The 23,943-nt window shown below is 62.0% G+C and carries 29 protein-coding genes; 5 read left to right on the plus strand and 24 right to left on the minus strand.

Annotation, left to right across the window (positions count from 1 at the left end; all coding sequences use genetic code 11):
• The first annotated feature begins 53 nt into the window (after positions 1 to 53).
• Entirely contained in the window at positions 54 to 371 is a 318-nt protein-coding gene (locus NKI58_RS15680) for a hypothetical protein (RefSeq protein ID WP_023678938.1), read from the plus strand.
• A gap of 24 nt (positions 372 to 395) precedes the next feature.
• Here NKI58_RS15680 and NKI58_RS15685 read toward each other — a convergent pair whose 3' ends face one another.
• The 3 genes from NKI58_RS15685 to NKI58_RS15695 form a co-directional block, all read right to left on the minus strand.
• Positions 396 to 1,232 carry a tetratricopeptide repeat protein gene (locus NKI58_RS15685; protein WP_352786477.1) on the minus strand — a complete coding sequence of 279 codons (837 nt, stop codon included), beginning with the start codon at positions 1,230 to 1,232 and terminating at the stop codon, positions 396 to 398.
• On the minus strand, positions 1,219 to 2,943 hold the full coding sequence (gene ilvD / locus NKI58_RS15690) for a dihydroxy-acid dehydratase (protein ID WP_352786476.1): 1,725 nt from the start codon (positions 2,941 to 2,943) through the stop codon (positions 1,219 to 1,221). Before ilvD ends, NKI58_RS15685 begins: the two co-directional genes overlap by 14 nt.
• A 279-nt stretch (positions 2,944 to 3,222) precedes the next feature.
• Entirely contained in the window at positions 3,223 to 4,443 is a 1,221-nt protein-coding gene (locus tag NKI58_RS15695) for an OmpP1/FadL family transporter (protein WP_352824411.1), read from the minus strand.
• Between the two features lie 90 nt (positions 4,444 to 4,533).
• On the opposite strand from NKI58_RS15695, the gene NKI58_RS15700 reads away from it, so the two are divergent.
• Positions 4,534 to 4,824 (plus strand): hypothetical protein, encoded by a 291-nt coding sequence (locus NKI58_RS15700; RefSeq protein ID WP_352786474.1) that lies wholly within the window; start codon positions 4,534 to 4,536, stop codon positions 4,822 to 4,824.
• Between the two features lie 44 nt (positions 4,825 to 4,868).
• Here NKI58_RS15700 and NKI58_RS15705 read toward each other — a convergent pair whose 3' ends face one another.
• The 5 genes from NKI58_RS15705 to NKI58_RS15725 form a co-directional block, all read right to left on the minus strand.
• Positions 4,869 to 7,652: a valine--tRNA ligase gene (locus NKI58_RS15705; RefSeq protein ID WP_352786473.1), complete on the minus strand. Its 2,784-nt coding sequence runs from the start codon at positions 7,650 to 7,652 to the stop codon at positions 4,869 to 4,871.
• 114 nt (positions 7,653 to 7,766) lie between these two features.
• On the minus strand, positions 7,767 to 7,949 hold the full coding sequence (locus tag NKI58_RS15710; RefSeq protein WP_352826714.1) for a hypothetical protein: 183 nt from the start codon (positions 7,947 to 7,949) through the stop codon (positions 7,767 to 7,769).
• A 280-nt stretch (positions 7,950 to 8,229) separates the two neighbouring features.
• Positions 8,230 to 9,099 (minus strand): DUF2497 domain-containing protein, encoded by an 870-nt coding sequence (locus NKI58_RS15715; RefSeq protein ID WP_352853445.1) that lies wholly within the window; start codon positions 9,097 to 9,099, stop codon positions 8,230 to 8,232.
• Between the two features lie 199 nt (positions 9,100 to 9,298).
• Positions 9,299 to 10,690 (minus strand): TolC family outer membrane protein, encoded by a 1,392-nt coding sequence (locus NKI58_RS15720; RefSeq protein ID WP_023676398.1) that lies wholly within the window; start codon positions 10,688 to 10,690, stop codon positions 9,299 to 9,301.
• Positions 10,691 to 10,876: 186 nt separating this feature from the next.
• Entirely contained in the window at positions 10,877 to 11,545 is a 669-nt protein-coding gene (locus tag NKI58_RS15725; RefSeq protein WP_352454512.1) for a protein-L-isoaspartate O-methyltransferase family protein, read from the minus strand.
• 250 nt (positions 11,546 to 11,795) lie between these two features.
• Between NKI58_RS15725 and NKI58_RS15730 the strand changes: the two genes are divergently transcribed.
• The gene (locus NKI58_RS15730; protein ID WP_352853446.1) at positions 11,796 to 12,155 is read left to right on the plus strand and encodes a thermonuclease family protein; all 360 of its coding nucleotides are present in this window, start codon (positions 11,796 to 11,798) and stop codon (positions 12,153 to 12,155) included.
• Here NKI58_RS15730 and NKI58_RS15735 read toward each other — a convergent pair whose 3' ends face one another.
• Together NKI58_RS15735 and NKI58_RS15740 are read right to left on the minus strand one after the other, a co-directional pair.
• Complete coding sequence (locus NKI58_RS15735) at positions 12,156 to 12,527, minus strand: hypothetical protein (RefSeq protein WP_352853447.1); 372 nt, start codon at positions 12,525 to 12,527, stop codon at positions 12,156 to 12,158.
• Complete coding sequence (locus tag NKI58_RS15740; RefSeq protein ID WP_352853449.1) at positions 12,524 to 12,799, minus strand: hypothetical protein; 276 nt, start codon at positions 12,797 to 12,799, stop codon at positions 12,524 to 12,526. Before NKI58_RS15740 ends, NKI58_RS15735 begins: the two co-directional genes overlap by 4 nt.
• A gap of 78 nt (positions 12,800 to 12,877) precedes the next feature.
• Between NKI58_RS15740 and NKI58_RS15745 the strand changes: the two genes are divergently transcribed.
• A complete protein-coding gene (locus NKI58_RS15745) occupies positions 12,878 to 13,069 on the plus strand; it encodes a hypothetical protein (protein WP_352853450.1) in 192 nt (63 codons plus the stop codon).
• 1 nt (position 13,070) lies between these two features.
• Here NKI58_RS15745 and NKI58_RS15750 read toward each other — a convergent pair whose 3' ends face one another.
• The 8 genes from NKI58_RS15750 to NKI58_RS15785 all read right to left on the minus strand — a co-directional run bounded on the left by NKI58_RS15750 (position 13,071) and on the right by NKI58_RS15785 (position 18,126).
• Positions 13,071 to 13,919 (minus strand): ATP-dependent DNA ligase, encoded by an 849-nt coding sequence (locus NKI58_RS15750; RefSeq protein ID WP_352853451.1) that lies wholly within the window; start codon positions 13,917 to 13,919, stop codon positions 13,071 to 13,073.
• A gap of 99 nt (positions 13,920 to 14,018) precedes the next feature.
• Positions 14,019 to 14,369, minus strand: a complete 351-nt coding sequence (locus tag NKI58_RS15755; RefSeq protein WP_352853452.1) for a hypothetical protein — start codon at positions 14,367 to 14,369, stop codon at positions 14,019 to 14,021.
• Positions 14,370 to 14,476: 107 nt separating this feature from the next.
• Positions 14,477 to 14,689, minus strand: coding sequence for a hypothetical protein (locus tag NKI58_RS15760; RefSeq protein ID WP_352704871.1), 213 nt, complete (start codon positions 14,687 to 14,689; stop codon positions 14,477 to 14,479).
• Between the two features lie 49 nt (positions 14,690 to 14,738).
• Positions 14,739 to 15,251, minus strand: coding sequence for a hypothetical protein (locus NKI58_RS15765; protein WP_352853453.1), 513 nt, complete (start codon positions 15,249 to 15,251; stop codon positions 14,739 to 14,741).
• A gap of 7 nt (positions 15,252 to 15,258) precedes the next feature.
• Positions 15,259 to 15,588, minus strand: a complete 330-nt coding sequence (locus tag NKI58_RS15770; RefSeq protein WP_352853455.1) for a hypothetical protein — start codon at positions 15,586 to 15,588, stop codon at positions 15,259 to 15,261.
• A gap of 168 nt (positions 15,589 to 15,756) precedes the next feature.
• On the minus strand, positions 15,757 to 16,053 hold the full coding sequence (locus tag NKI58_RS15775) for a hypothetical protein (RefSeq protein WP_352853456.1): 297 nt from the start codon (positions 16,051 to 16,053) through the stop codon (positions 15,757 to 15,759).
• Positions 16,050 to 17,171, minus strand: coding sequence for an N-acetylmuramidase domain-containing protein (locus NKI58_RS15780; protein WP_352853458.1), 1,122 nt, complete (start codon positions 17,169 to 17,171; stop codon positions 16,050 to 16,052). The genes NKI58_RS15775 and NKI58_RS15780 overlap by 4 nt, the downstream gene beginning before the upstream one ends.
• 349 nt (positions 17,172 to 17,520) lie before the next feature.
• Positions 17,521 to 18,126 (minus strand): hypothetical protein, encoded by a 606-nt coding sequence (locus tag NKI58_RS15785; RefSeq protein WP_352853460.1) that lies wholly within the window; start codon positions 18,124 to 18,126, stop codon positions 17,521 to 17,523.
• Positions 18,127 to 18,379: 253 nt separating this feature from the next.
• Between NKI58_RS15785 and NKI58_RS15790 the strand changes: the two genes are divergently transcribed.
• The gene (locus NKI58_RS15790; protein WP_352853461.1) at positions 18,380 to 19,318 is read left to right on the plus strand and encodes an SGNH/GDSL hydrolase family protein; all 939 of its coding nucleotides are present in this window, start codon (positions 18,380 to 18,382) and stop codon (positions 19,316 to 19,318) included.
• Here the strand turns inward: NKI58_RS15790 and NKI58_RS15795 are convergent.
• The 6 genes from NKI58_RS15795 to NKI58_RS15820 are packed head-to-tail and all read right to left on the minus strand — an operon-like array spanning position 19,315 to position 23,917.
• Positions 19,315 to 20,604, minus strand: a complete 1,290-nt coding sequence (locus NKI58_RS15795; protein ID WP_352853463.1) for an SGNH/GDSL hydrolase family protein — start codon at positions 20,602 to 20,604, stop codon at positions 19,315 to 19,317. The genes NKI58_RS15790 and NKI58_RS15795 overlap by 4 nt on opposite strands.
• Positions 20,604 to 21,452: a hypothetical protein gene (locus NKI58_RS15800; RefSeq protein WP_352853465.1), complete on the minus strand. Its 849-nt coding sequence runs from the start codon at positions 21,450 to 21,452 to the stop codon at positions 20,604 to 20,606. Before NKI58_RS15800 ends, NKI58_RS15795 begins: the two co-directional genes overlap by 1 nt.
• A gap of 12 nt (positions 21,453 to 21,464) precedes the next feature.
• Positions 21,465 to 21,770, minus strand: a complete 306-nt coding sequence (locus tag NKI58_RS15805) for a hypothetical protein (RefSeq protein WP_352853467.1) — start codon at positions 21,768 to 21,770, stop codon at positions 21,465 to 21,467.
• Positions 21,760 to 22,122: a hypothetical protein gene (locus NKI58_RS15810; protein ID WP_352853469.1), complete on the minus strand. Its 363-nt coding sequence runs from the start codon at positions 22,120 to 22,122 to the stop codon at positions 21,760 to 21,762. Before NKI58_RS15810 ends, NKI58_RS15805 begins: the two co-directional genes overlap by 11 nt.
• A gap of 4 nt (positions 22,123 to 22,126) precedes the next feature.
• Entirely contained in the window at positions 22,127 to 22,507 is a 381-nt protein-coding gene (locus tag NKI58_RS15815) for a hypothetical protein (protein WP_352853471.1), read from the minus strand.
• On the minus strand, positions 22,508 to 23,917 hold the full coding sequence (locus NKI58_RS15820) for a hypothetical protein (RefSeq protein WP_352853473.1): 1,410 nt from the start codon (positions 23,915 to 23,917) through the stop codon (positions 22,508 to 22,510). It abuts the gene before it with no gap.
• Positions 23,918 to 23,943 lie beyond the last annotated feature (26 nt).

The following is a 23,943-nucleotide window of genomic DNA, read 5'->3' on the forward strand; positions in this document are numbered from 1 at the left end:
TTGATAAGTTGACCTCTTATCGCCACAAATCGCGCGCTTGATGAGAAATCATCATGGTGGCTGGGGTTCCCATGACTACTCGATTTGCACTCTGCCCGATCGGCTGCGCGCTTGCGATGGCGGTGGCGACGCCGGCTTTTGCCGATGCAGAGTGCCTGGCTAACGGCAAATCATTCCAGATCGGCCGGGTCGCCTGCCTGACGCTTGCCGGCCAAAGCTACCTCGCCCGTTGCGAGATGGTGCTCAACAACACGTCCTGGACAAAGCAGCGGGATGGCTGCCCGGAGAACACGCTGGCCCCACATCTGCAGGGCACGCCGATTTCAACACCGGCGCCCAGCGGCATGCCGGCGGAACCGACCGACAATTGATCTAAAAACGGAAATTCTGCCGACCTATTGGTCGCCGCCACCCTTGGTGAGGATGTCGTCGGCCAGCGAGATCGCGGTGCGGCGGTCGGCTTCGCCGGCGGCCGCAAACGCTTCTTCCTGCATGCCGCGGATCCATGGCTGGTCGGCCGGTGAGGCCCGTTCGAGCGCCGCGGTCATCATCGCCAGCCCCCGCACGACCTTGCCGCTTTGGAAGAGCAGGTTGCCGAGCGTCGCCTGCGCGCCCGCATGGCCCTTTTCGGCCGCCAGCTGGAACCAGCGTCCGGCCTGCTTGACGCTGGCCTTGACGCCGCCCTCACCCTTGAGGAACATCTGGCCCATCTCGAACTGGGCGTTCGGATTGCGGTAGTTGGCAGCGGCACGCATGTAATATTCCTGGGCCGCCACCTCGTTCTCCTCGACGGGGCTGCCGGGAATGCCCTTCCTCAGATAGTCGCCAAGCGCCACCAGCGCGTCCGAAACATAGCTTTCCTCGGGCGAACCGGGCTCGACATCCTGGTCGACGATCTCGCTGAAGAACTTGAATGCCGCGTAGTCGTCTCGCGCCACGCCATCGCCTTCGGCATACATGCGCGCAAGCTTCCAGGTGGCGCCGATCTGGCCGTTCTCCGCGGCATATTTATACGCTTCCGCGGCCTGCTCCTTATGGCCGTTCTTGTAGGCGGAAAAGCCGAACTGGAACACCGCCCAAGGGCTCGACTGCGGCTTCACGCCGGTCTTGTCGTCGAACACCTTGTCGTCGAAGGCCATGGCCTGGCCGACGGCGCCCAAGGTCGCGCCAAACGTGGCGAGCGCAACCAGTGCCGAAAGGACAGACGACCTCAACAACTCAGATGTCCGCATAGCAGTGTGTTTCTTTGGCACCGCCGGGATGGGTGACCGCGCCGTCGCGGGCAGATCCGACCGTCTGTGCGTATTTCCAGATCGCGCCCGACTGATAGTCGGTCGTGCGCGCCTTCCATGCTTTTGCCCTCGCCGCCAGTTCGGCTTTGGACAATGCAACCTCGATCGTGCCGTTCACCGCGTCGATCGAGATCAAGTCGCCGTCTTTCAGCAGCCCGATCGGGCCGCCCACTGCCGCTTCCGGCCCGACATGGCCGATGCAGAAACCGCGCGTTGCGCCCGAAAAACGCCCGTCGGTGATGAGCGCCACCTTGCCGCCCATGCCCTGGCCGTAGAGAGCCGCCGTCGTCGACAGCATTTCGCGCATGCCCGGGCCGCCGCGCGGACCCTCGTAACGGATGACGAGAACCTCGCCTTCGCTATAGTTACGGTGCGTAACCGCTTCGAAACATTCCTCTTCCGAATCGAAGCAGCGCGCCGGACCCGAGAATTTCAGCTCCGCCATACCAGCGACCTTCACGATCGCGCCTTCGGGGGCAAGGTTACCCTTCAAGCCCACGACCCCGCCGGTCTGGGTAATCGGCCTGTTGGCGGGACGGACCACATCCTGGCTGTCATTCCAGGAAACATGTTCCATATTTTCGGCCAAAGTGCGGCCGGTCACCGTCAGGCAATCGCCATGAAGATAGCCATGGTCGAGCAGCGTCTTCATCAAGAGCGGAATGCCGCCGGCCTCGAACATGTCCTTGGCGACGTATTTGCCGCCCGGCTTGAGGTCGGCGATATAGGGTGTTTTCTCGAATATCTTGGCCACGTCGAAAAGATCGAACTTTATCCCGGCCTCGTGCGCGATCGCCGGCAGATGCAGCGCCGCGTTGGTCGAGCCGCCGGTGGCCGAGACCACGGTCGCGGCATTTTCCAACGCTTCTATGGTAACGATGTCGCGCGGGCGGATGTTCCTTGCGATCAGCTCCATGATCTTTTCGCCGGAAGCGAAATTGAAGCGGTCGCGCATCTCGTAGGGTGCCGGCGCGCCGCAGGAATAGGGCAGCGCCAGGCCGATCGCCTCAGCGACGGTGGCCATGGTATTGGCGGTGAACTGGGCGCCGCAGGAGCCGGCCGACGGACAGGCGGCTTGCTCGATCTCGAGCAGCTCGGCGTCGCCGATCGTGCCGACCGAATGCTGGCCGACCGCCTCGAACACGTCCTGCACGGTGATCTGCCGGCCACGGTAGCTGCCGGGCAGTATCGAGCCGCCATAGATGAAGATCGACGGTACGTTGAGGCGCACCATGGCCATCATCATGCCGGGCAGCGACTTGTCGCAACCGGCCAATCCAACCAGCGCATCGTAGCAATGGCCGCGCATGGTGAGCTCGACCGAGTCGGCGATGACCTCGCGCGACACCAGCGACGACTTCATGCCCTGATGACCCATGGCGATGCCGTCGGTGACGGTGATGGTGCAGAATTCGCGTGGCGTGCCGTTGGCGGCCGCCACGCCCTTCTTGACCACTTGCGCCTGGCGCATCAGCGAGATGTTGCAGGGCGCGGCCTCGTTCCAGCAGCTGGCGACACCGACCAGAGGCTGCGCGATCTCGGCCGCCGACAGCCCCATAGCATAAAGGTAGGAGCGATGCGGCGCCCGCTCGGGACCAACGGTCACGTGGCGGCTCGGCAGCTTGGCCTTGGAGATCGCTCTGGCGTCCATACTCGTCCTTGCCGCGGGCGGTGCGGCCTGCCTCTTCGCCTAGCCTTTTGGCGCATGTCCCGAGACAGGTTCGAGGTGCGCCGGGTTTATGGCGGGAAATAGGCAATGTTCCCGGGCGGCCGGGCGACGCGAGGGTTGTTCAGAAACTGTTGCCAAAACGTCACAATTACAGAAGCGAACATCATGGGGACAATTGTTGCGCCGGCCGAATGCCGGACGCCACGCATCCAACCAACGGCCGGGCAGTGCCCGGCCGTTTTGTCGTTTAAAATTTAATAGTTAGAACTTGATCTTGACGGAAGCCGAACCGGCGAGAAGCAGGTCGTTGCCGTAGGTATAGGTAACGGCATTTGCCACGTCGCCGACACCGCTGAAAGTCGATGACCCGCTCGTCAGCACACCGATCGAGCCGCCGAGCCTGACCTCGACCTGGTCGTTCGGCGAATAGGAGACGCCGCTGGCAACGGCCCAGGTATCCGACTGATAGCCGGAGGTCGTCGAGGTGCCGCGATCCCAGGTCAGCGAAACTACGCCCGACAATTGATCGGTGAACTTGTGCCCGATACCGCCCGTGACCGTCCAGCCGTCGCGATAAAGCAGGTCGAATGAAACGGGCGAGGGCAAACCGGTTACCGGACTGCGCACGCCATTGATGGCAATAACGCCAAGCTTGCTCCACTCCTGCCAGCGGACGGAACCAAAGGCCAGCCAGCCAGGAGCTATGCCGCTCTGCAGCTTGAATTCCAGAGCTTGAGGTATCTCAGCCGACGCCGAGACTGGGTACACGCCGGTAGAGCCGGGAATCAGATCCGCTGGAAAGGCGCCCCTGAAGCCGGTCGTGTCGACGGTTCCCGACAGCCCGTCATATTTGTAGCTCGAAGAGTACATCAGGCTGGCGCGCAGAGCGATCTCGGGGATCTCATAGGCTGCGCCCGCACGCCAACCCCATGCCTCGTCGGATAGCTTGAAGACGCCGAGGCCGGTATTGCCGAAGGCGAGCAGTGTCTGACGGGAAAGAAACGCGTCTACCTGCTGGTAGGAGACACCGCCGATGAATCGTATGGCGCCCTTGCCGACGTTCACCTTATAGGAGCAGGTGAGACCGAAATCGTCTGTGTCGACGGCGTATTTGACCGCTGTCGGCGAATAGGCGTTGTTCATGCCGAAATTCGCGTCCGCACCATACGGTCTCGTATAGGTGGCAAGACAGTCTACGGGCTCAAAGATGTTGGCCTTGATGCCGACATGCGGCACCGCATAATCGCCACCAACGTCCACCGCCGATGTCGACAAACCTGAGCCATCGAGACGCTGCACATTCTTGAGTTTGCGCTGTGGCGAAACATAGGTGACGCCTGCGTCGAACGAATATGGCGCCGCGTCGAACAGCTGGTCGATATTGACGCCGCCCCGGTCAAAGCCCCCGGCTTGCACCGCCCCAGCCAAAGCCAGCGAAAAAGCCCCCGCGCCCAGCAGCACTTTCAGACGCGAATAACACATGAATCTCCTCCCCGAAATGTCCTTGCATCAAGCTAGAACCAATTCAGGTTAACGGCGCAACAACGAATTCGCCGTGCGTACATGTACAGCTTGGCTGAACGCATTTCCGACAAGGTGTCGGCCTTCTTACCGAGGCGGGAAAATGGCCGCCACAATACAGATCGACGAGAAAACTCGGGAAAAACCCCTAAATCACTACAAAACAGGGCATTTTGCGTGCCCAGTCAGCCATTGTTACATTACGGCAACAATGGGGCAAAAACATTCAGTTTGCCTCAAGATTTACGCTGCGGAATGCCTGTTTTCGTGGCAGGCGGCCTGTCTGGAAGGCAGATTCGTGACCGGCGAATCTATTGCGGCCAGCAGGCCCAATTTGTTTGATCAGCCGGCCCAACCTGTTCGATCAACCGGCCCAATCTGTTCGATCAACCGGCATCGCGCACCCGCGCCAATGCCACCGAAAGCTTCTCTTGCGCCTCGCGATATTCGGCGAGTTTTTCACGCTCGGCCTCCACCACCTCTTCCGGCGCGTTGGCGACGAATTTCTCGTTGGACAGCTTCTTGTAGAGCCGCGCTATTTCCTCGGTCACTTTCGCAAGCTCCTTGTGCAGGCGCGCTGCCTCGGCGGCAAGGTCGATCAGGCTGCCGAGCGGCAGGCAGATCGTCGCCTCGTTGACCACGATCTGGGCGGATCCCCTCGGTGGCGCCTCGGCGAGCGAGATGTCGCCGACCCGCGCCAGACGCTTGATAGCCGAGCCCTGACGCTCGAGCCTTTCGTGTGTCGCGTCGTTGGCGCCGATCACCACGAGCGGTGCGATAGCCGCCGGCGGCACGTTCATCTCCGAACGCACCGAGCGGATGCCGGAGACAAGGTCGACCAGCCAGTTGATATCGGCGGCGGCCGCCTCGTCCTCGAAGTCGGGCGACGGCCATGCCGCATGACAAAGCAGCGATTGCCGTTGCCTGCCCTCGCCGGCGGTTTCGGCCCACAGTTCCTCGGTCATGAACGGCATCATCGGATGCAGCAGCTTGTAGATCTCGTCGAGTACGAAGGCAACGCATGCCCTGCTCTCGGCCTTGGCGGCCTCGTCGGTGCCCATGAACACCGGCTTCAGCAGTTCCAGGTACCAGTCGCAGAACTGGTTCCAGACGAAGCGGTAGGCGGCACCCGCCGCCTCGTTGAAGCGGTATGAGGTGATACCGTCCGTTATGTCCCGCGCGGCTCGCGTCAGCTCGGTCAAGATCCAGCGGTTGACCGCCAGCTTGGCGTCCTGCAGCCAGAAATCGTCGTCGCGCGCCACTTCGTTCATCTCGGCGAAGCGCGTCGCGTTCCACAGCTTGGTGCCGAAATTGCGATAACCGGCAATGCGGGCCGGATCGAGCTTAACGTCGCGCCCTTGCGCTGCCATCACAGTCAAGGTGAAGCGCAGCGCATCGGCGCCGTATTCGTCGATGAGCTCGAGCGGATCGATGACGTTGCCTTTCGACTTCGACATCTTCTGCCCGTTCTTGTCGCGAACCAGCGCATGGACATAGACGGTATGAAACGGCTCCTGATCCATGAAATGCAGGCCCATCATCATCATGCGGGCGACCCAGAAGAAGATGATGTCGAAACCGGTCACCAGCACGTCGGTCGGGTAATAGGTCTTCAGCTCCCCCGTCTGGTCCGGCCAGCCAAGCGTCGAGAACGGCCACAGCGCCGACGAGAACCATGTGTCGAGCACGTCCTCGTCGCGGGTCAGGATCTCGCCAGGCTGGAAATTCTCAAGCTTGTCCTCGACCCAGGCCTTCCACGGCCCTTCCAGCGCCAGATAATATTCGACGGCGGCACCGAGCGCCTCTTCCTCGGTCTTTTCGACAAAGACATGCCCGTCCGGCCCGTACCAGGCAGGGATCTGGTGACCCCACCAGAGCTGGCGCGAAATGCACCAGGGCTGGATGTTTTCCATCCAGTCGAAATAGGTCTTTTCCCAGTTTTTGGGCACGAAATTGGTACGGCCCTCGCGCACCGACGCGATCGCCGGCTTGGCCAGTTCCGCCGCATTGACATACCACTGGTCGGTCAGAAACGGCTCGATCGGCACGCCGCCGCGGTCGCCATGCGGCACGGCGTGGCGATGCGGCTCGACCTTTTCGAGAAAGCCGCCCGCCTGCATCAGTTCGACGATCTTCTTGCGCGCATCGAAACGGTCCAGGCCGTCGAGGCCGTCCCAGACGGCCTGGCGCTCCGGCGTCACGTCCAGTCCGGCGAGAAAGTCCTCATTGTCCTTGAGGCTCACCGCCGCATTGACGGTGAGGATGTTGACCGCCGGCAGCCGATGGCGCTTGCCGACCTCGAAATCGTTGAAGTCATGCGCCGGCGTGATCTTGACCGCACCACTGCCTTTTTCGGGATCGGAATACTCGTCCGCCACCACCGGGATCCTGCGGCCGACGATCGGCAGGATGAGGTTCTTGCCGACGAGATGCCGGAAACGTTCGTCGTCGGGGTGGACGGCGACAGCCGTATCGCCCAGCATCGTCTCCGGGCGGGTCGTCGCAACGGTAATGAAGGTCTTCGGATTTTCCGGATCGAAGGTCATGCCTTCGACCGGATAGCGGAAGTGCCAGAGGTTGCCGTTGACTTCCTGCTGCTCGACCTCGAGATCGGAGATGGCGGTCAACAGCTTCGGGTCCCAGTTCACAAGGCGCTTGTCCTTGTAGATCAGCCCTTCCTTGTAGAGCGTCACGAACACTTCGAGCACGGCCTTGGACAAGCCCTCGTCCATGGTGAAGTGCTCCCGGCTCCAGTCGGCCGAGGCCCCGAGCCGCTTCAGCTGGTTGAGGATGGCGCCGCCGGACTCGGCCTTCCACTCCCACACCTTGTCGATGAACTCATCTCGCGTCAGGTCGCGGCGGTGGATCTGCTTTTCCATAAGCTGGCGCTCGACCACCATCTGCGTGGCGATGCCGGCATGGTCCATGCCTGGTTGCCAAAGAACGTTCTTGCCGCGCATGCGCTCGAAGCGCACCAGAATGTCCTGCAGCGTGTTGTTGAGCGCATGACCCATATGCAGCGAGCCGGTGACATTCGGCGGCGGGATGACGATGGTGAAGGCTTCAGCCCCCTCCTCGGCCCCGGCACCGGCCCGAAACGCGTCGGCCTCTTCCCAGATCCTGGCAATCTTCGGCTCGACGGCTTTGGCGTCGTAGGTCTTTTCGAGCATGGGAAAACGGTCCGCGCTGTCCGGAATTTGTGGTCCGGTGTAAATCGGAAGGTTGTTGCCAAGTCAACCGCAAGGGCGGCGGGTTTGTTCCACCTGGCTGCCCTGATGAGTTCTTTACTTGGCGGCAAGCCCATGCCCGCATTCGGCACAGAATTTCGCCCTTGGCGTGCGGTATGGTTTTCCGCAGGCCGGGCAATCGGGGCCATAGTCGGAACGGCGGACGTGCAGAAGCCAGTACGTGTGGCCAAGCGTGACCCCGGTGCGTTCGCGATAGCGATCGGCAGCCGGATGTTTCATTTCCTTCCAGAAGCCATTCTTGGAAATGAATCTCTTGGTTTGAAAGTAAAGCGCCGCAGGGTCTCCGACGATCTCTCGATACTCCTCGTCGGTAAGCATGGGCACCCAAGATCGCAATCGATAGCTCTAGGTCTGTTTGCGGATCATCGATCGACGATAGCAGGCGGGCTGCTCCGGCGAAATGCGTGGCGCGCAACTCGCCCTCGCGCGGACGCTTAATGCTATTCGGCCGTTTCAGGACATCGGCTGTGCGCAACTAGGCCCGCAAGCCGGAAAGCTGCTACTGCGCGCCGCGCGCGACGCGCTCGATTTCCTCGCGCACCAGCCGCTCGACCAGCGTCGGAAGGTTGTTGTCCAGCCAGTCCTGCAGCATGGGCCGCAGCATCTCCTCGGCCATCTCGTCGAAAGTCTTCTTGCTGCGGCTGGCAAACGCGTCGGAAAGCTCGCCAAAGGCGGCGGCAACCTGCCGGCCCGTATGCTCCGAAAGGATTGCCGGACGTGCGGGCGGCGCCTCGCTGGCCGCCGGACGCGCCGATCCGATTTTAGAAGATTCCGGGCCGATTTTCGAAGGTTCCGGGCCGCTTTCCGAAGGCTCCGGCCCAATTTCCGAAGCCTCCGGCACAGGTCCAGCAGTCGCCTCGTTCTCGAAAACCTCGGCTTTCGGCTCGGCGTCCGGCGTCCGGAGTGGCTCGGCGCGCTCCGGCTTGGCCATCGCGTCGCCGACCGCGGCGATCTCGCGCCGCCAATCGGCGATGATGGTGTCGGTCGTCTCGGCAGCCTTGGCTGTCGCAGGCCGATCCGGCTTTGCGGGCGGTTCGGGAGCGGCGTTCACCTCAGCCAGCGTCACCGCTGCCTTTACCGGGCCGGCGCGCAGCGGCGTTTCCAGGCGCTCAATGACCGGCGCGGCCGTTGGCTGCACCTCGGCGCGCGTGGCCGGCTTGGCGATCTCCAGTCCGCCGCGCAGTTCGGAGCGGAACGCATCCCCCTCCGCTGCCCGTCCGGCTGCCGGCGCCGGTTGCAGATCCTGGCGCAGCTCGTCCGCGTCGCCCGGCTGCTTGCGGCCGGTATCGCTGTCCTCGATGATCCTTCTGATGGAAGCCAGTATTTCTTCCATGGAAGGTTCGCGCTGTACGCTGCTTGCCGTCGCCATCGTCACATCCGCCGCCCTTGTGACTCGTTCTCAGATTTCCTGTCCGGCAATGCCGGATTCGAATCATGGCAACAGCGTAACCGACGGAACGGCTTGCGAGAATCCCCAATCTGGCGACATCTCGGATTTCAACAGATTAGGGTCGGGAGTTGAAAGCCCGCGCGTCGTTCGAGCGCGGGCTGAAAACATGGCTTGGCGATCAGCGGCCGTCCGGCGTGCGCAGGCCGATCCACTTGTCCTTGACGGCGTTGTAATGCTCTTCGGGCCTGTACTTCGTCACATTGAGCGCAAGGCGGTCTGCCGACAAATGGCCAACCGCCGAGAGGATGGCATAGCTCGCCACCACCACGTCGCGTTCGGCGCTGACAAGATTGATCTTGGCAGTGATGAGGGTCGCCTGCGCATTGAGCACGTCGAGCGTGGTGCGCTGGCCGACATTGCGCTCTTCGATGACGCCGTTCAGGGCAAGCTGCGCGGCGGCGACCACCTGCCGGTTGGCCGTGACGCTTTGCTGCGCGGCGGTGTATTGCGACCATGCCGAGGTAACGGCCTGGCGCACCTGGTCGCGACTCACGTCGACTTCGATCCGCGCCTGGCTGAGCGATTCCTTGTTCTGGCGCACGGTCGCCGAGGTCCGTCCGCCGGAATAGATCGGCACGGTCAGTGTCGCGCCGATGTTCGCCGACGTCCTTGTGCCATCCTGCGATGCCCCAAGGACGCCCGGAACCGTGTTGCGATAGTCGCCGGAAACGCCGGCGCTAGCCGAAAGCTGCGGCAGCAGCGCGCCTTCGGCCGATTTAACCGAAAACGCCGCCGCGTCGACCAGGTGCTCGGTGGCAAGGATGGCCGGATGTTCGGCCGATGCGATCGCGATCGCTGCATCGAGGCTCGACGGCAACAGCTTCGACAGCGGCGAAGCCGGCCTGAGCCTGCCCGGCTCGTCGCCGACGATCTGGCGATAGGTCGCAGCGCTTGCCAGCGCCGTCGCGCGGGCGGCGCTCAACTGCGCCACCGCGGAGGCACGCTGCGCGTCGGCTTGCGCGACGTCGGTGCGGGTACCTTCGCCGACCTCGAAGCGCGAACGCGCCGCACGCGCCTGCTCGGTCAGGAACTGCAGGTTCTGTTCGGTCAGCACCGCGATCTGGCGGTCGCGGATGACGTCCATATAGGCGCTTGCCGCGTTGAAAAGGGTGTTTTCTTCGGTGTTGCGCAGGCTCTCGACCGAGGCGCTGACCCGCGCTTCGGCGGCCGCGACGTTGTTCCTGGTCTGAAAGCCGTCGAACAGGGTTTGATTGATCTGGACGCCAAAGTTGCCGGTAGTTATGCGCGCGGTTCGACTAGTACCATTGATATGGGTGCTGGTGTAGTCGATGTCCGCGGAACCGGTGATGGTCGGGCGCCAGCCGGACTTTGCGATTGCAACGCCCTCGTCGGTGACGCGAACGCCGGCGCGTGTCGAATTGAGCGAGGAATTGTTCTGATAGGCTTTTGAAAGGGCCCCGAGAATGGTTTCGGCCGAGGCGGCCATTGGAGACAGCGCTGTCGCCGAAACGAGGACAGCGGTAAAAAGCAACTTGCGTACAGACGGCACGTTATATTCCCTCATTCGTTTTGCACGGGAACTGCGCCACGCTGGCTTCTCCTTCTGATCAGCCGGCGCCGCGTTTTTTATCGTTCCCCCGCTGAAAGCCCCCAGAAACGCCCGGTTATGCAGATCAGCAACGATTGTTCAAACGCAAGCGATCATGACAGCGCCTTCGCTGCAAGGCAAAATCACTCAGAATTCGAAGGCGGGAATGCGTTCGAATCCCGGTAGTGGCTTAATTGCCGCATTAAATGCGCGTCTTCCCGTTACAACCCCTCCAGTCTTAAAAAAAAGCCGGGCTACGCCCGAATTGCCCTGCCCCTCCACGGCGACGAGTCGGCCGCCTTCGGCAAGCTGGTCGAACAGCGCCGCCGGCACCTCCCCGACGCTGCCGCCGATCAGGATGACGTCGTAAGGCGCCTTATCTGCGTGGCCTTGCGGCAGCGGCCCGTGGACCACGGTGACATTGCCGCAGCCCAGCGCCGTGAGCGTCGAAGTGGCGGTCTCGGCCAGCGCCTCATCGCTTTCCAGCGCCACCACGGAGCTTGCCAGCCGCGACAGGATCGCCGCCGAGTAGCCGGTGCCGCAGCCGACATCGAGCACCGAATCGCTTGGGCCGATATCGGCCAGTTGCATCAGCTTGGCCAATGGCGACGGCTCCATGAGATAGCGCGGGCCATCGGCCGTGTCGGCGATGCGGATGTCCTCATCGATATAGGCAAGATCGCGCTGGCCGGCGCTGACAAAGGCCTCGCGCGGCACGACAAGCATCGCTTCGAGCAACGGTGCGCTGGTCACGTCGGTGGTGCGGATCTGGCCGTCGACCATCTTCACCCGGCGTTCGGCAAAATCAGCGCTCATGTTCCAACCATCCGCTTGCCGCGCAAAGGCCGCGGCTGTTTCGACCGGAACTGAAGCCCCCTGGCGCTGACGCGCGGGAGCTCGGGCATTGGAGGCCTCGCCCGGAGCCCTCGTTCCGTTCAGTTTCATTCTATTAGCGGAGGGTGTGGCAGAGTCAAATCCCACGGTCAACCAGGGCTTTCTGCAGCAGAGTGCCACACCCTCGTCAACAACATGCTAACAACGATGCAACAGAAGGATCGAACTCTGAATGGAAAAACTGTTGTTGGTCGCGCTGCTCTCCGGCTGGCCTGTCGTGCTGGACGGCGACACGATCGTGCTCGACGGAACGCACATCCGCGTTGCCAATATCGACGCGCCGGAGATCCATGGCTATCACTGCGACGCCGAGTTGCGGCTAGGCATGGCGGCCAAGCGCCGGCTGGTGGAACTGCTGAACAGCGGCCCGGTGACGGTGCATCCTGGCGATCCGAAGAGCGGCCGTCTGACGGACCGCTATGGGCGCACGCTGGCGACGATCGACGTCGACGGGCATGACGTCGGCGACATCCTGATCGGCGAAGGCCTGGCGCGGCCGTGGACCGGCAAGCGCCGCCCGTGGTGCGATTAACTAGCGCCAGTCCGCCTTGACGACATAGCGCGTATAGGCGCGCTCGACGCCGGCGACTGCTTCATCCTTGCTGGCGACGGTTCCCCTCGCCCCGCCTTCAAAGCATGTCCAGAACCATGTGTCGGCGCCGGGGCCGTGTACCGTCTTGAATATCCGCCCGACCGCATCCTGCTGAAACATCGCAGTGAAGTCGAAAGGCGGCGTCTGGGCGCCGATCACCGTCCGCAGCCAGTCGAGCCAGACGCGGGCGCCTCGCCCGTGCACGAACTTGAAGGCGTCGTCGCGATCCTTGAAAGTCTGCAGCACCGTGCTGCCGTCGACGACCTGGAAGCCGCGCTGGTAGGCCAGGCGCACCTTCAGTCGATCAGTCACCGCGCCATCCTCGCGGCGGCCGTGCCAGCGTTGCCCGGCATGGTGATGCCGACGGCGACCCGGCGCGAACCGCATTTCGGGCAGCGCAGCCGGCCGGACAGCATGGCCAGCGGAAAGTCCCGGCCGCGCGTCCACAGCATCGTATAGACGTCCAGCTCGTAGCGGTTGCCGCACTCGCGAATCGACTTCAGGCCTTCCCGGTTGCCCCAAACGCAGCGCGCGGTCAGCCTCACGCCGTGGTTCCAGGCATCACCCAACGTCTCGATTTCCATGAGAACGGAATAAGAACAAATTCCTGCTCCCGGTCAAGCCGTCTTGACGACCATCGGGCGCGCACCAGTATCCTGTCGATGGATGAGAACTACATCTATGGCGAAAGAACCGGCCTGCAGCTCGTTCGCATGGCGATCGAGCTAACCTGCCCGGCTGGCGTGCTGCCGAGCGAGGAAGCGGTCAACCAGCTCTATGGACCGCTGCCGGTGCATGAGGGCGAGGCGCTGGCAAAGGCGATCATCGAAACTATCGAGCGACTAACCCGATAGGCTATGCCTCGTCGGCGAATCCCAGGAGCGAGCCGTGGCGTATATATTTGTGCTCGCCACGAAGGTGCTTGACACGGAGCTTCACCTCTCCCGGCTTCACCCACTTGGTCGCAGGTCGTTTTCTAATGCCCTCGGGCTTCTGGGCGGCATGATCCTGGACGCGCTGCCACAGCCGCTTCTTCAGCTCTCGGCTGAGCGAGATAAAGGCTGTCCCGACATATTGCCCGGTGCCAGGCTGCGCCAAAAGGGCCATGGCGGCGTTACCCGGCTCGTTCTCAACGCCCATCAGCTCATATTCGTTGACGACGAAACTCTTGGTCTTCAGCCAGTCGCTGGTCGGGCCGCTGCGATATTTGCTGTCGGCCCGCTTTGATACGATCCCCTCCAGGCCGGACTGATCCGCGAGATAGAACAGCGCTTTGGGATCGCCAGGGATGGTCTCGCTGAACTGGATCCTGCTGTTCGGCTTGATGATCCCGAACAGGATCTCGCGGCGCGCCTTGCAGCCGATGTCGCGCAGATCGTGGCCGTCGGGATGCATGATGTCGAAGGCGCCGAGGATCATGGCGTAGGGATCGCTGTGGACGGCTTTCTGCAGTGCGTCGAAGTCGGGCAGCCCGGCCTTGTTGGTGACCACCGCCTCGCCCTCGAAGATGGCGTTTTCGACGTCGAGCTCGCGCGCCGCTTCGACAAGTCCGGTGAACTTGCTGGTCCAATCGGCGCCGGATTTGGTGAAGACCCGGATATCGTCGGGACTGTTGATGACGATTTGAGCGCGGTAGCCGTCGAGCTTGATCTCATGCATCCAGTGTTCGCCCTCGGGCGGCTTGGCGACCAGCTTGGGCTCCATTGGCGGAATGAACTCGAGGCGACCGGTACTTACAATATTACGCACCCAGTCAATACTAGGTACAAAGCTTATATTAGCCAGAGTGAACGGAACGTGATTCTAGTTCAGCGCCGGCGGCCGGCCGGGCCTGAAACCCTTGAGCGCCGCGGCAATGCCCATCATCACCGATTGCTTGGGATAGTCGAGCACACGCAGTGTGTCCGGATCGTCGCCGACCACGCCGCAGATCGGCAGCACCTGGTAATCGCCGTCGAACGGCGTGGCCTCGCCATTGGCGAGAAAATCGTATTCCGGGAAGCAGCCCTTCAGAAAGGCCTCGACCTCACGCAAGGCGGCGTCGGAGCGAGCGCTGGACGGCGCCAGGACGACGAAGCTGTCGACCGCGTCGCCGGCCGGCATATCGGAAATATCGATGGCGAGATGCATGAGAACCCCTTTGGATGTTCTCATTCCGTTCATGGTCCGGCGACGTTGTCAATCCCGCTCCGCCAAACGCAAAAAGTCCGCCGCACCTTTCGGCACGGCGGGCGATCATAATGCCGGCGTCGGGAAGGTGATCAGCTGGTCGCGGCGGCCTTCGCAGCCTCGATCTCCTCGGGCGTGGCCTGGCGCTCGAACACCTCGAACACCGAGGGGCCGCCGTTGTTGTGCGGAAGGCCGAACGACTTTTCAGCCGGGAAGCCTGGACCCACCGTGCCGGACTCGACGCCGTTGATCTTGATGGTCGAGACGTAGTTGCCGTTGGTGTTCACCTTAATGGTCGTGGTCATGTAAGTGTTTTCCTTTGGGAGATTGCCCGGAGCCGCCGGGCGCGGATCGCTAAGGCGCTTCCGGGGTCAGCGGCGTCAGCGTCGCCGGTGCCGGCACGATGTCGAAAGTGACGGTGGGCGCCGTCACCTCGATCGGGAAGGCGAGCTTCTGGAGGACATTGCAGGTGTAGGTGAAGCGCGCCTCGTAATGCGCCCGGCCGAGCGCGGTCGCCAGCGGGATGGTGATCGAGCGCTGATAGGTCTCGCGGCCCTCCGGCGGATAGCCGTCGATCAGCGGCCGGCGGCCGACGGTGTAGGTCGAGGGCACATGCACGATGCCATCCGAATCGGTGACGTAGCGCTCGACGGTCGCCGCGCAGATGCGGTTCTGGATCACCGTGTACTGAACATCGAGCACGCCGCCCTGCGGCACCCGAGGCGTCAGCACGCTCGCCGTCTCGAACACGATCGGCGGCTCGCGGTCGATCAGGATAGTGACCAGCCATGCCAGCAGCACGGCAAAGGGCGAAGCGACCAGCGCCGATCGCCAGTCGAAGGCACGCGTTCTTTCCAGCACCGTCATCTGGCCCTCATTTGAGCGATCTCAGGTAGGGCGCCAGCAGCGCCCAGAGCTGGTTGAGCGCCACCAACACGGCGGCAAGCCCAAGCACGAATTTGGGCGCCGAGCGCAGCGTCTTGTTGAAGATCACCGAGCGGGTAACGATCCGGAAGCCGGCCTCCCATTTGTCGTCCGGCAGCTTCAAAAACTGGTCGAGCCGGTCCATCTGCTTCCTGGACAGATGGCTGATCTGGATGATCCGCTCCCGCTCTTCCTCGTTCCAGCGCGCCACCATTTCGATGGTGCGCTTGTCGAGCTCCCGCCAGCGCTGCGGCAACAGGAGCGGATCTGTTTCTGCCATCGTACCCCGCCCATTCAGGATTTCAGTTCAGCGCGGCGTGCCGAGCTCGCCTTTGTGTGGAAATCGCATTCGGTTGTTCTGTAGAGGCCGATGGCGCAGCCGGGGGCCATGGTGCGGTCGATGCGGTTCTGGTCCTCGACCGTCTTGCCTTGCGCGCCCGCCAGGCTGTTACCGAGGGCCGAGCGAAACGCTGGAACACCGTTGACGCCGGAAGTCCCACACCCCGCCAGCAGCAAGGCAGTTGTCAAAAGAACGGCTGGCTTCGATGCCCTTGCGTATCGCATCCTGATTGTCCTTCTCGATCTGGATGCGGACTTCCTCCGCGCCCTTGTGCTTGACGTAGGCATAGACGCCCCATGCCGCGCCCGAGGCGACGACAATGGCAGCGCCGATGGCGATGAGGTTCGCCAGCGCCTGGCTGACGCCCAGCCGGCCGACGACAAGCGTGATAATCCAGGCCGTCACGCCAGCACCGCGTCAGGCGCCGCGGCATCGGCGGCGATATCGATGTCGCCCTCGTCGGTGTGGCGGCTCTTGAACCAGCCCCACACCGCGTAGGCGGCAAGGCCGAGGCCGATGACGCTGGAGCCGGCCAGCAGCGCGTTGGCGACGGTCTGCGCCGTGTCGGCCTCGATGCCGGTCAGATAGCTTGCCGTCTCGGCGACCTGGTCGCGCGCGGCTATGATCAGCACCAGCACGCCGCCGCCCTTGGTGGCCTCCTTGACTTCCGGCACCTGGCTGACCAGCTGTTCGCCCGGCTGCTCGGCAGCATTCTGTTTCCATGCCTCGAGGCGGCGGAAGGTCTCCGGCCCGGCGACGCCGTCGACGGTGACCTTCTGCGCCTTCTGGAAATCGCGGACCGCATCACGTGTCGACGGGCCATAGTCGCCGTCGACGTTGACGGCGTAGCCGGCGCGCGCCAGCAGCGTCTGCAGGTCGCGCACACGCGCCCCGCTCGAGCCCATCCGCAGCATGCCGGTCGAGGCCGAGACAGGCGGGGAGCCGCTGAGGCGCCGATAGGCGGCCGCCATCTTCAGGTGATAGCCCTGCTTCTTGTAGGCAGGGCCATTGTAGCCGCGGGCGAAGGCGGCAAAATCCAGCCGGCGCAGCTCGTCGGCGAGGCCGAACTTGTCGATGAAGCGGGCCACGATGTCGATCTGGCCGGCGGCGCCGCTGCGCGCCAGCTTGATCATGTCGTCGACGCTGGCGAAGCCGAGCTTTTGCCAATGCGCCGTCATCACCTGGCCGAGGCCGATCGAGATCGATTCGAGTGCTGCCTGCCGGTCGATCTTGGCCGCGCGCGCCAAGAGCATCCAGCGGGCCGCCTGCGAGGCCGGGCTCTTCACCTTGCCGGCAACTGGGCTGGAAAGGCCTTGCGCGCGGGCAGCGGCGCGGTTCGTGGCATTGAGCCTCGCGTCGAAGTAGTGCCCCTCGAAGCGGATCAGCGGCTCCTGCTTGCCCTTGACCATGGCGAAGACCTGGCCGTTGCTCTCGACCTCGGCGACGGCCCGTAATGCGGCCGGCGAGCATTTGAGGCGACCGGCAAGGCCCTCGATCGCCTGCAGCGTCGAAGCGTCGAACATGGCAGTTCCTTTCCGCCCCGAACGGGCAGGTTGAGATAGTTGGATGTGCTATGGGGAATTGACTTGGCTGCTGGGTGAGCGCCTATGTTGCACTGCACAATGGCGGGGCAATCAAATGACGTTGCGGATCAGGCTGCCTGGCGGCACGCTGAAGATCAAAACCTATCGAGAGCTAAGAACGCGCGAACGTGACAGGCGCGTGCCTGTCACGAAGGTCGGGTCGATCTACCTGATTTGGTGGTCGAACAAGCAAAGGCCCTCCGAAGACCCGTGACACGATCGCTAGGTAGCTCAAGCAAAACCGGCGTCGAAGGGAGGTCTGTCGTCCTTGGCGCGATTGCTCACCTAGTCAGACGTAATCGACAAAGTTTCTGACGTCGGAGCTTTCGACAGAGAGAAAGTTCTGCATTTTGCCACTCGGCTCAAATACAATGCGCAGCTCTTTTTGCCATGCAAATTCGGCCTTCTTTGCGAACGGATCAGGGGTGAGAGGCTCAGACCCGAAGATGTCATACTCGCGCGCTCCGTACCGCACGGCGCCAACGCTGAAGCGCCCGATGTTTTTGGGATCTGACTTTGCAATAGCCGCCGCAAACCCATAAACGTCGCTAATGCGTAATACGGTGTCATATTCCTTTCCAAAAAGCCCTGGTGTGGGGTCTGTGGTCAGGCACATTAGATATCGTGGCGCATGTTCAGAAATAAACTTGCAGCCCACGAGGTTTAGCTCAGTTTGGAAACCATAATCAGCTATGATGCCCATTTCCCAAAGTCTAATCCGGAAGGGTACGCCTTCAAACGCCGGTAGGTGAATTGGAATGTGGACGCCTATAGCGCAGAGCTCGGCGTCATCAGCAACGCCTTCAGGGGCGTTGTCAATATTGTGATAAAACCCCGCAGATCCTAAGCGAAGGCGGCCCTCTTCGACGAGCTGCTTTGCGAAATTCGCGGCCATATGTTTGTATATTGGAATTCGACTGTTTCTATTCCAAGCTTGGCCGGAGACTCGTTTCATCCACACAATACCTTCAAAAAATACTCAAACTTAATCATGCCCGGCCTTGGGTGGCAAGCGGGGCAGACGATCTGCGGGAAAGTGGGGGTACAGGCGAGTTTCTGTTCGTCTGGTCTCATTTTTGAAGCGCGTAGTAAATTGACTTCGCACGTTATTGGTGCATTGTGCCCCTGGGCTTAGGGGTAAAATCATCATGGCACTGCGCGTTGAGCGGCAGCGCGGCGGCATTGATCTTGTCGTCGCTGCGGTTGTAATTTTGGGCGTCTGCTTTTGGTCGCTGGTCGGCGGCGAACTATTCTGCCGGTACTATCTCGGCCTCGGAACGCCACCGCTTTCCATTCCGCACCCGACGATCGAATATCTTTTTGCACCCGATCAGGATCTGTTTCGCTTTGGCAATCGCGTTGCCTACAACCACTGGAGCATGCGGAGCGAGCAGATCATAGAAACGAGGCAGGCCGACCAGGCCAGAACCATGGTCGTTGGAGATTCCGTCCTCAATGGCGGAAGCCTGACCGATCAGTCGAAGCTGGCCACCAGCATGCTCACCAACAGCAAGATGCTATACATGAACGTGTCTGCTGGCAGCTGGGGACCGGCGAACGAACTGGCATACCTTCGGACCTATGGCTTTTTCGATGCCGACCGGTTGATCATTCTGATCTCCGGCCATGACGCGAGCGACCTGCCGACCTTCACCGCGCTCGATCCCAACGTTCTGCCGCAAAGACGCCCCTGGCTGGCGCTGGACGAAGCTATTGAGCGATACTTGCCGCGGTACTTGCCTGGCCACACAGCCAAAGCCAGCATCCTCGACGAGGTCCCAAAACACGCTATCGATCTGTCGCCGCTGCGCGAGATGATCGAACTCGCCAAGAACAAAGGCATTGCCGTGTGCGTGGTCCTCCACCACACGCGATCGGACCGGCGAGCTAAGATCGCGCATGCCGGCCTGCTGGCCATTATCACAGTTGCGGAGGAACAGAAGGTAACGGTGGTTGACGACGCCGGATTACTCGACCCGACGACGTCCTATCTGGATGACATCCACGTCAACGACAAAGGCCAGCGCGAAGAGGCAAAGGCGTTCCTGGACTGCCCGGCAGCTAAACACCGCGCGTTCCTTTTTTAGGCTGTCACCGCCAGCAAGCCCATGCCTTCATACCCGGCCTGCGTCATGTGGTTCTTGTCCGTGCCAGCGCTTGCGTAGTAGCCAAGTGCAAGCATCTGAGCCGAAGTGATCTTGGCTGCGAGATCGATCGCGTAACCCTGCGATAGCGTTGCAGCATAGGCAAGAATAGCTGAGCGATATGATTCGAGTTCTGCATCGTCTGGGTCCGACTGCGGATGCGAGACCATGAACACGAAGTGCAGTTCGTCCTGGCTCCATCCGTTGAGCGTCCAGATCGCCTGAATGCGCTGAACAATGGCCGTGCAATTGTCAACAAATGCTTCGGGGCTATCACCGTCTGCCACGGCGGCGGGGCCAACAGACGCTTGCGTCTCGTTCCGATCATTGAGGCCGGAGTTGACCATGATAATGACACACTTGATCGGGCCCTGAAGCCTTCGAACCTCGGCGAAATAATGTGTCAGCGTCTCGTTGCTGGCCTGTTGAATATCGTAAGCCATCGTCCTCGCTGGTTGGCCGCCGCGATATTCTAACGTGTGATAGGAGAAGCCGTTGGGGCGGGCAGGATTGCTCGCCCTCATGTAGGTGCTGAAGTATGGACCAGTGATGCCATCGGAGGCGGTACGGAGAGGCTTGAACTCCACCTGCTTGTCCGCTCGCGTCGGGTCCGCTGCAATGGATAAGGTTGTTCGCTGCATCGCGAACGCGCCCGTATTTGAACTGAGCGGCACCGCAGCAACCGCAAGCGTCGTGAAAGGCGATTGTCCTAGCCTGACATACGGCCGGAACGTTCCTGCCCCACTATCGAATGATCCCCAATGCAGATCGAAATCAAGAGCGCCGCCGTTGTCGATCAGGCAATTAGGCGACAAGACCAGACCGATAAGGCTGTTTGACCCGACGATATTTCCGTCAGCGACATAGGTGTAGTAAGCGGGGAATAGCGCCCCCGAGCCTTTGTTGAGATACTTGCCGAGATCGACGGGAGCGCCGCTGACGGCCCCAATAACTCCTGCGGCCGCTCGACTGTAGAGATAGCCGACGCCAGACCCTGATCCGTTGTTTTCGTTCTGGCTGAGCAGGCCTGTTGCGTACATCGGGAAGTAGCGGCTCATGGCATATTGAAAGCCATGATCCCAGCCGAAACCAGAAAGGACTTGGTTGCTATCTCCAATACCCACGATATCAATTCGCTGGGTTGCGGCTTTCGCGAACAGAGCGAGTGGGCTTACCCCTCCTCTCTGCTTCCCCAGCAATGCGCGGCCCGCCGGCGTCAAGCTAAGCATCAGTTTTGCAACACTTCAAAGACGACGGTGAAGATCTTGCCGGAACCGGGCACCGCGACCGCCGTGCGCGTCTCTATGACGTAGTAGAGGTTCGGCGACCCGGCGTGCGCATCGAAGTTCATCTCGCTGCCGGCCCGAGGCGCCCCAATCCCCTTGACGAGGGGGTCGGAAAACGAGCGATCAAGCGTCACATCGAATGCGCCGATGTAGTTCGATTCCGTTAATCCGGCAGCGAACGCCGCGTTGTCACCATTGGCGAAGGTCGGAGTGTCCTTGAACACATGGATGTAAAGCTGGGCATTCAGCCATGCCGCATCGTTCACCTTAACGCGGCAGCGGCGGAGCATGCCGGTGGCATCATTGGCCCTCGCAACGGCGACAGCCACTCCGGAGCAGGAAGCCGCAAGCGTATTTTGGGCCACGATATCGCCGACGCTGTAACCGCTGGTGTCGGCGGGGCGCTGCATGGTGGCGCCCACCGCTGCAAAATAGCCAGAGCCGGTCACAGGCAGAGCGGCGCCGCTGCCATCAACCTTCAGCCCGCCGCCGGTGCCAAGTCCTACGGGAAGCTTGGCGAGAACCGCCGCTAGCGTAGCTTGGGTAGCCGGATCTGCGGAGAGCTTTGCCAATATAGCGGCATTGCCGACGTTCGTGGTGCCGATCAGCGATTCTAGACCGTCCAGATAGGCGGCCAGCGTCGTGCCAAGATCGGCGTGGATGAGATTGAGCGCAGCAATAGCCTCGGGATCGCGGTGGTGAGGGGTGTGCTCAAGGTCATCACCAACCACATCCATGGTAGATGCGACGACGCGCTCCAATCCGATAGCGTCTTTTATTCTCAGGCCCATGGTCTAATTCCTTTATGGGAGAGGGAGATATTGGCTGTTCGCAGTTTCGGAAAAGTCGAGGCTGGGAATACCTGGCGCGAATGCGAGATAGCCAAGTGCTATCGGCCGCCAGGCCGTTTCCCAATTTGCCCCAACGCCAGGGTCGGTATCGGCCGAAGCTTCATGTTCTACCATCGCGCGATAACTGGAATTGCCGCGAAATACGCCGTCATGCATCTTATAATGAGCGCCGGACACCCATTCATCGCGCCAAAGCACGCCGGGCGCACCACGGACGATGACGACGTTGGGAATTTCGAGGATCGCGTCATACGACATCGCGGGTCACCGTTGTCAAAACTGGCCAGATCACCTTGTCGAGGACCATGCGGCTATCGACATCATCGAAGCGGGCGATATCGAACACGACGATGGTCGAGGCAGCGAAGGGTCGCTTCGCTTCCTCCGATAGGAAGAAAGCCAATGTGCGCGGCGCTTCGCGCTGCAGTGTCGCTGTCACCGTATCGGCCTCGAACAGCACCGGGCCAGGCACGGCCGAGCGGAACTGCGCTACCAGCCGGCCGCTGTCCATCTCTTCCGCCTCCCACAGATCCTGCGGGAACTGCAGGCGCATCTGGAAATCGTAGCCGGGCCGGATCGGCTCGACATCGGGGAAAACATATTTTGCCATGATTTCAGAGAACCGATGCCGCTGTGAAGAAGGCATCAACCTGCGCGCCCGAAAAGCCGAGCGCGGCAAAGCCGGCCTGCATCGTCGGATCGGTACGGACGAAGCTGCCGCTGTTTTCGTAGGCGATCTGGACGGCTGGGCCTTGCGTTGCAATCCAGGCTTCGACATCGGTGAGCAGGCCGGCGGCGAGCAGCTGCAGCTTGAACTGTCGCGCGGATACCCGGTCCGGAATGACCGGCACCGGTACGGGCGCGGTGAACACTTCGCCATCGAACAGGAAGCCGGGGCAGACCGCATCATCGGCTTCGATAAAGCCTTCCGGCGCGGCGCCCGTTCGGTCGGATTGAACGACGATGCCGTTTTCGACGAGGACGAAATTGCTCATCTAGTCTCCCCAATATTTCAGGCGGGCATAGACCTCGATCGAGCCGAAGCCGAAGGCCAGGCCGAGGCCGTTGGCATGAGTGTGTGACGTGCGCCATTCCAGGCGATAGGCGTGGCCGCCGACGACCATCGCGCCGCCGATGGCGATGCAACCGGTGTCCGGCGACGTGTTGCCTCCAGCGCCCATTCCGATGCCGACTTCGGCTCCGGCGGTCACGTCGAACAGACGCACCTGCAGTTCGGTGCCATAGCCGACGACTTGCCATTCAACCCGGCCATCGTTCGCCGGCGTGAAGACGTTGCTGGCCAGCGCCATCAGATTGTAAGGGTCGCGAACCTTGGTGTTGAGGATGTGCGTCACCCAGGCGCCATTGCCGGGCGCCGAAGAGCCGCCGCTGACGCCAGACGCCTTCTGGTCCTCGAGGATGGCGTCGGGCAGGCCGTTGCCGCCGCCATATTCCAGTGCGGTCGCGGCGGCATTCATGCGCAGCGTCCGCCGGGCCGCACCCTTGGGCAGTCGCGCCAGAACCTTCGGCGCCGTCGCATAAAGCAGGTCGCCCGCCATCAGGCCGGCCGGCACCGGCAGGAACAGTTTTGGCCCGACGCCGTCGCCGATGAGCAGGATATTGTCGTCGGTATCCCATCGCGCGTCGCCCTCGGCGGCCGGCAGCGGGTTTGAGCCTTGCCGCAGGATGCTGCTGAGCGGCGCGCCGCTGGCCCTGAAAAAACCGAGCATGCGCCAGTTGCCGGAACCGAGCGACTGCATCCACGCGGTGTCGCCGGCCTCGGTCGCAAGATCGGCGCCGCCGATCAGGATCAGGCTGGTGGCGTTATGGGTCAGCGTCAGTGCGGCGGCGAAGGTCAGGCGGCGGATGGCACCGTTCGGCGCCGAGCCGAAGGACGAGATCGCGTCGGTGCCGGTGATGCGGATATTGATGCCGGTGGCATCGCCAAGATCGGTGGTCGCAGCGCTGGCGATGTCGGTCGACATGGCCGACAGATTGTCGGCGGCATCAATCAGGCTCGACGCGCCGGTGCCGCCATGGTCGATATCGATCAGCCCGTCATTGTTGGCGTCATAGATGGCCTTGGCCATCATGCCGTAGCCGCCGACATCGACGCCGGACAGGATGTCGGTGACCGCCGCACCCAGATAGAGCTCCAGCACGGTCTTCAGCAGCGCCGGGTCGGCCGGGTCGAGCGTTGAAAGATTAACCCCGGAGGCGATCAGCACGACGCGCAGATTGGCGATGATGCGGTTCCAGTCGTCGGCGGTCAGCTTGGTCGAATCGCCATAGGACAGGCCGTTGCGCGCCCAGGAGAAGCCGTCGACATGGGCGGTGCCCATGCCCGCCGGCGGCGTCAGCTTCTTGACGACATCAAGGATACCGAACAGGTCGGGTGCGGCCATGGGTCAATCCAATTATGGGGAAGAGC

It is taken from the genome of Mesorhizobium sp. M0522, from assembly GCF_040321085.1.
GTDB lineage: Bacteria > Pseudomonadota > Alphaproteobacteria > Rhizobiales > Rhizobiaceae > Mesorhizobium.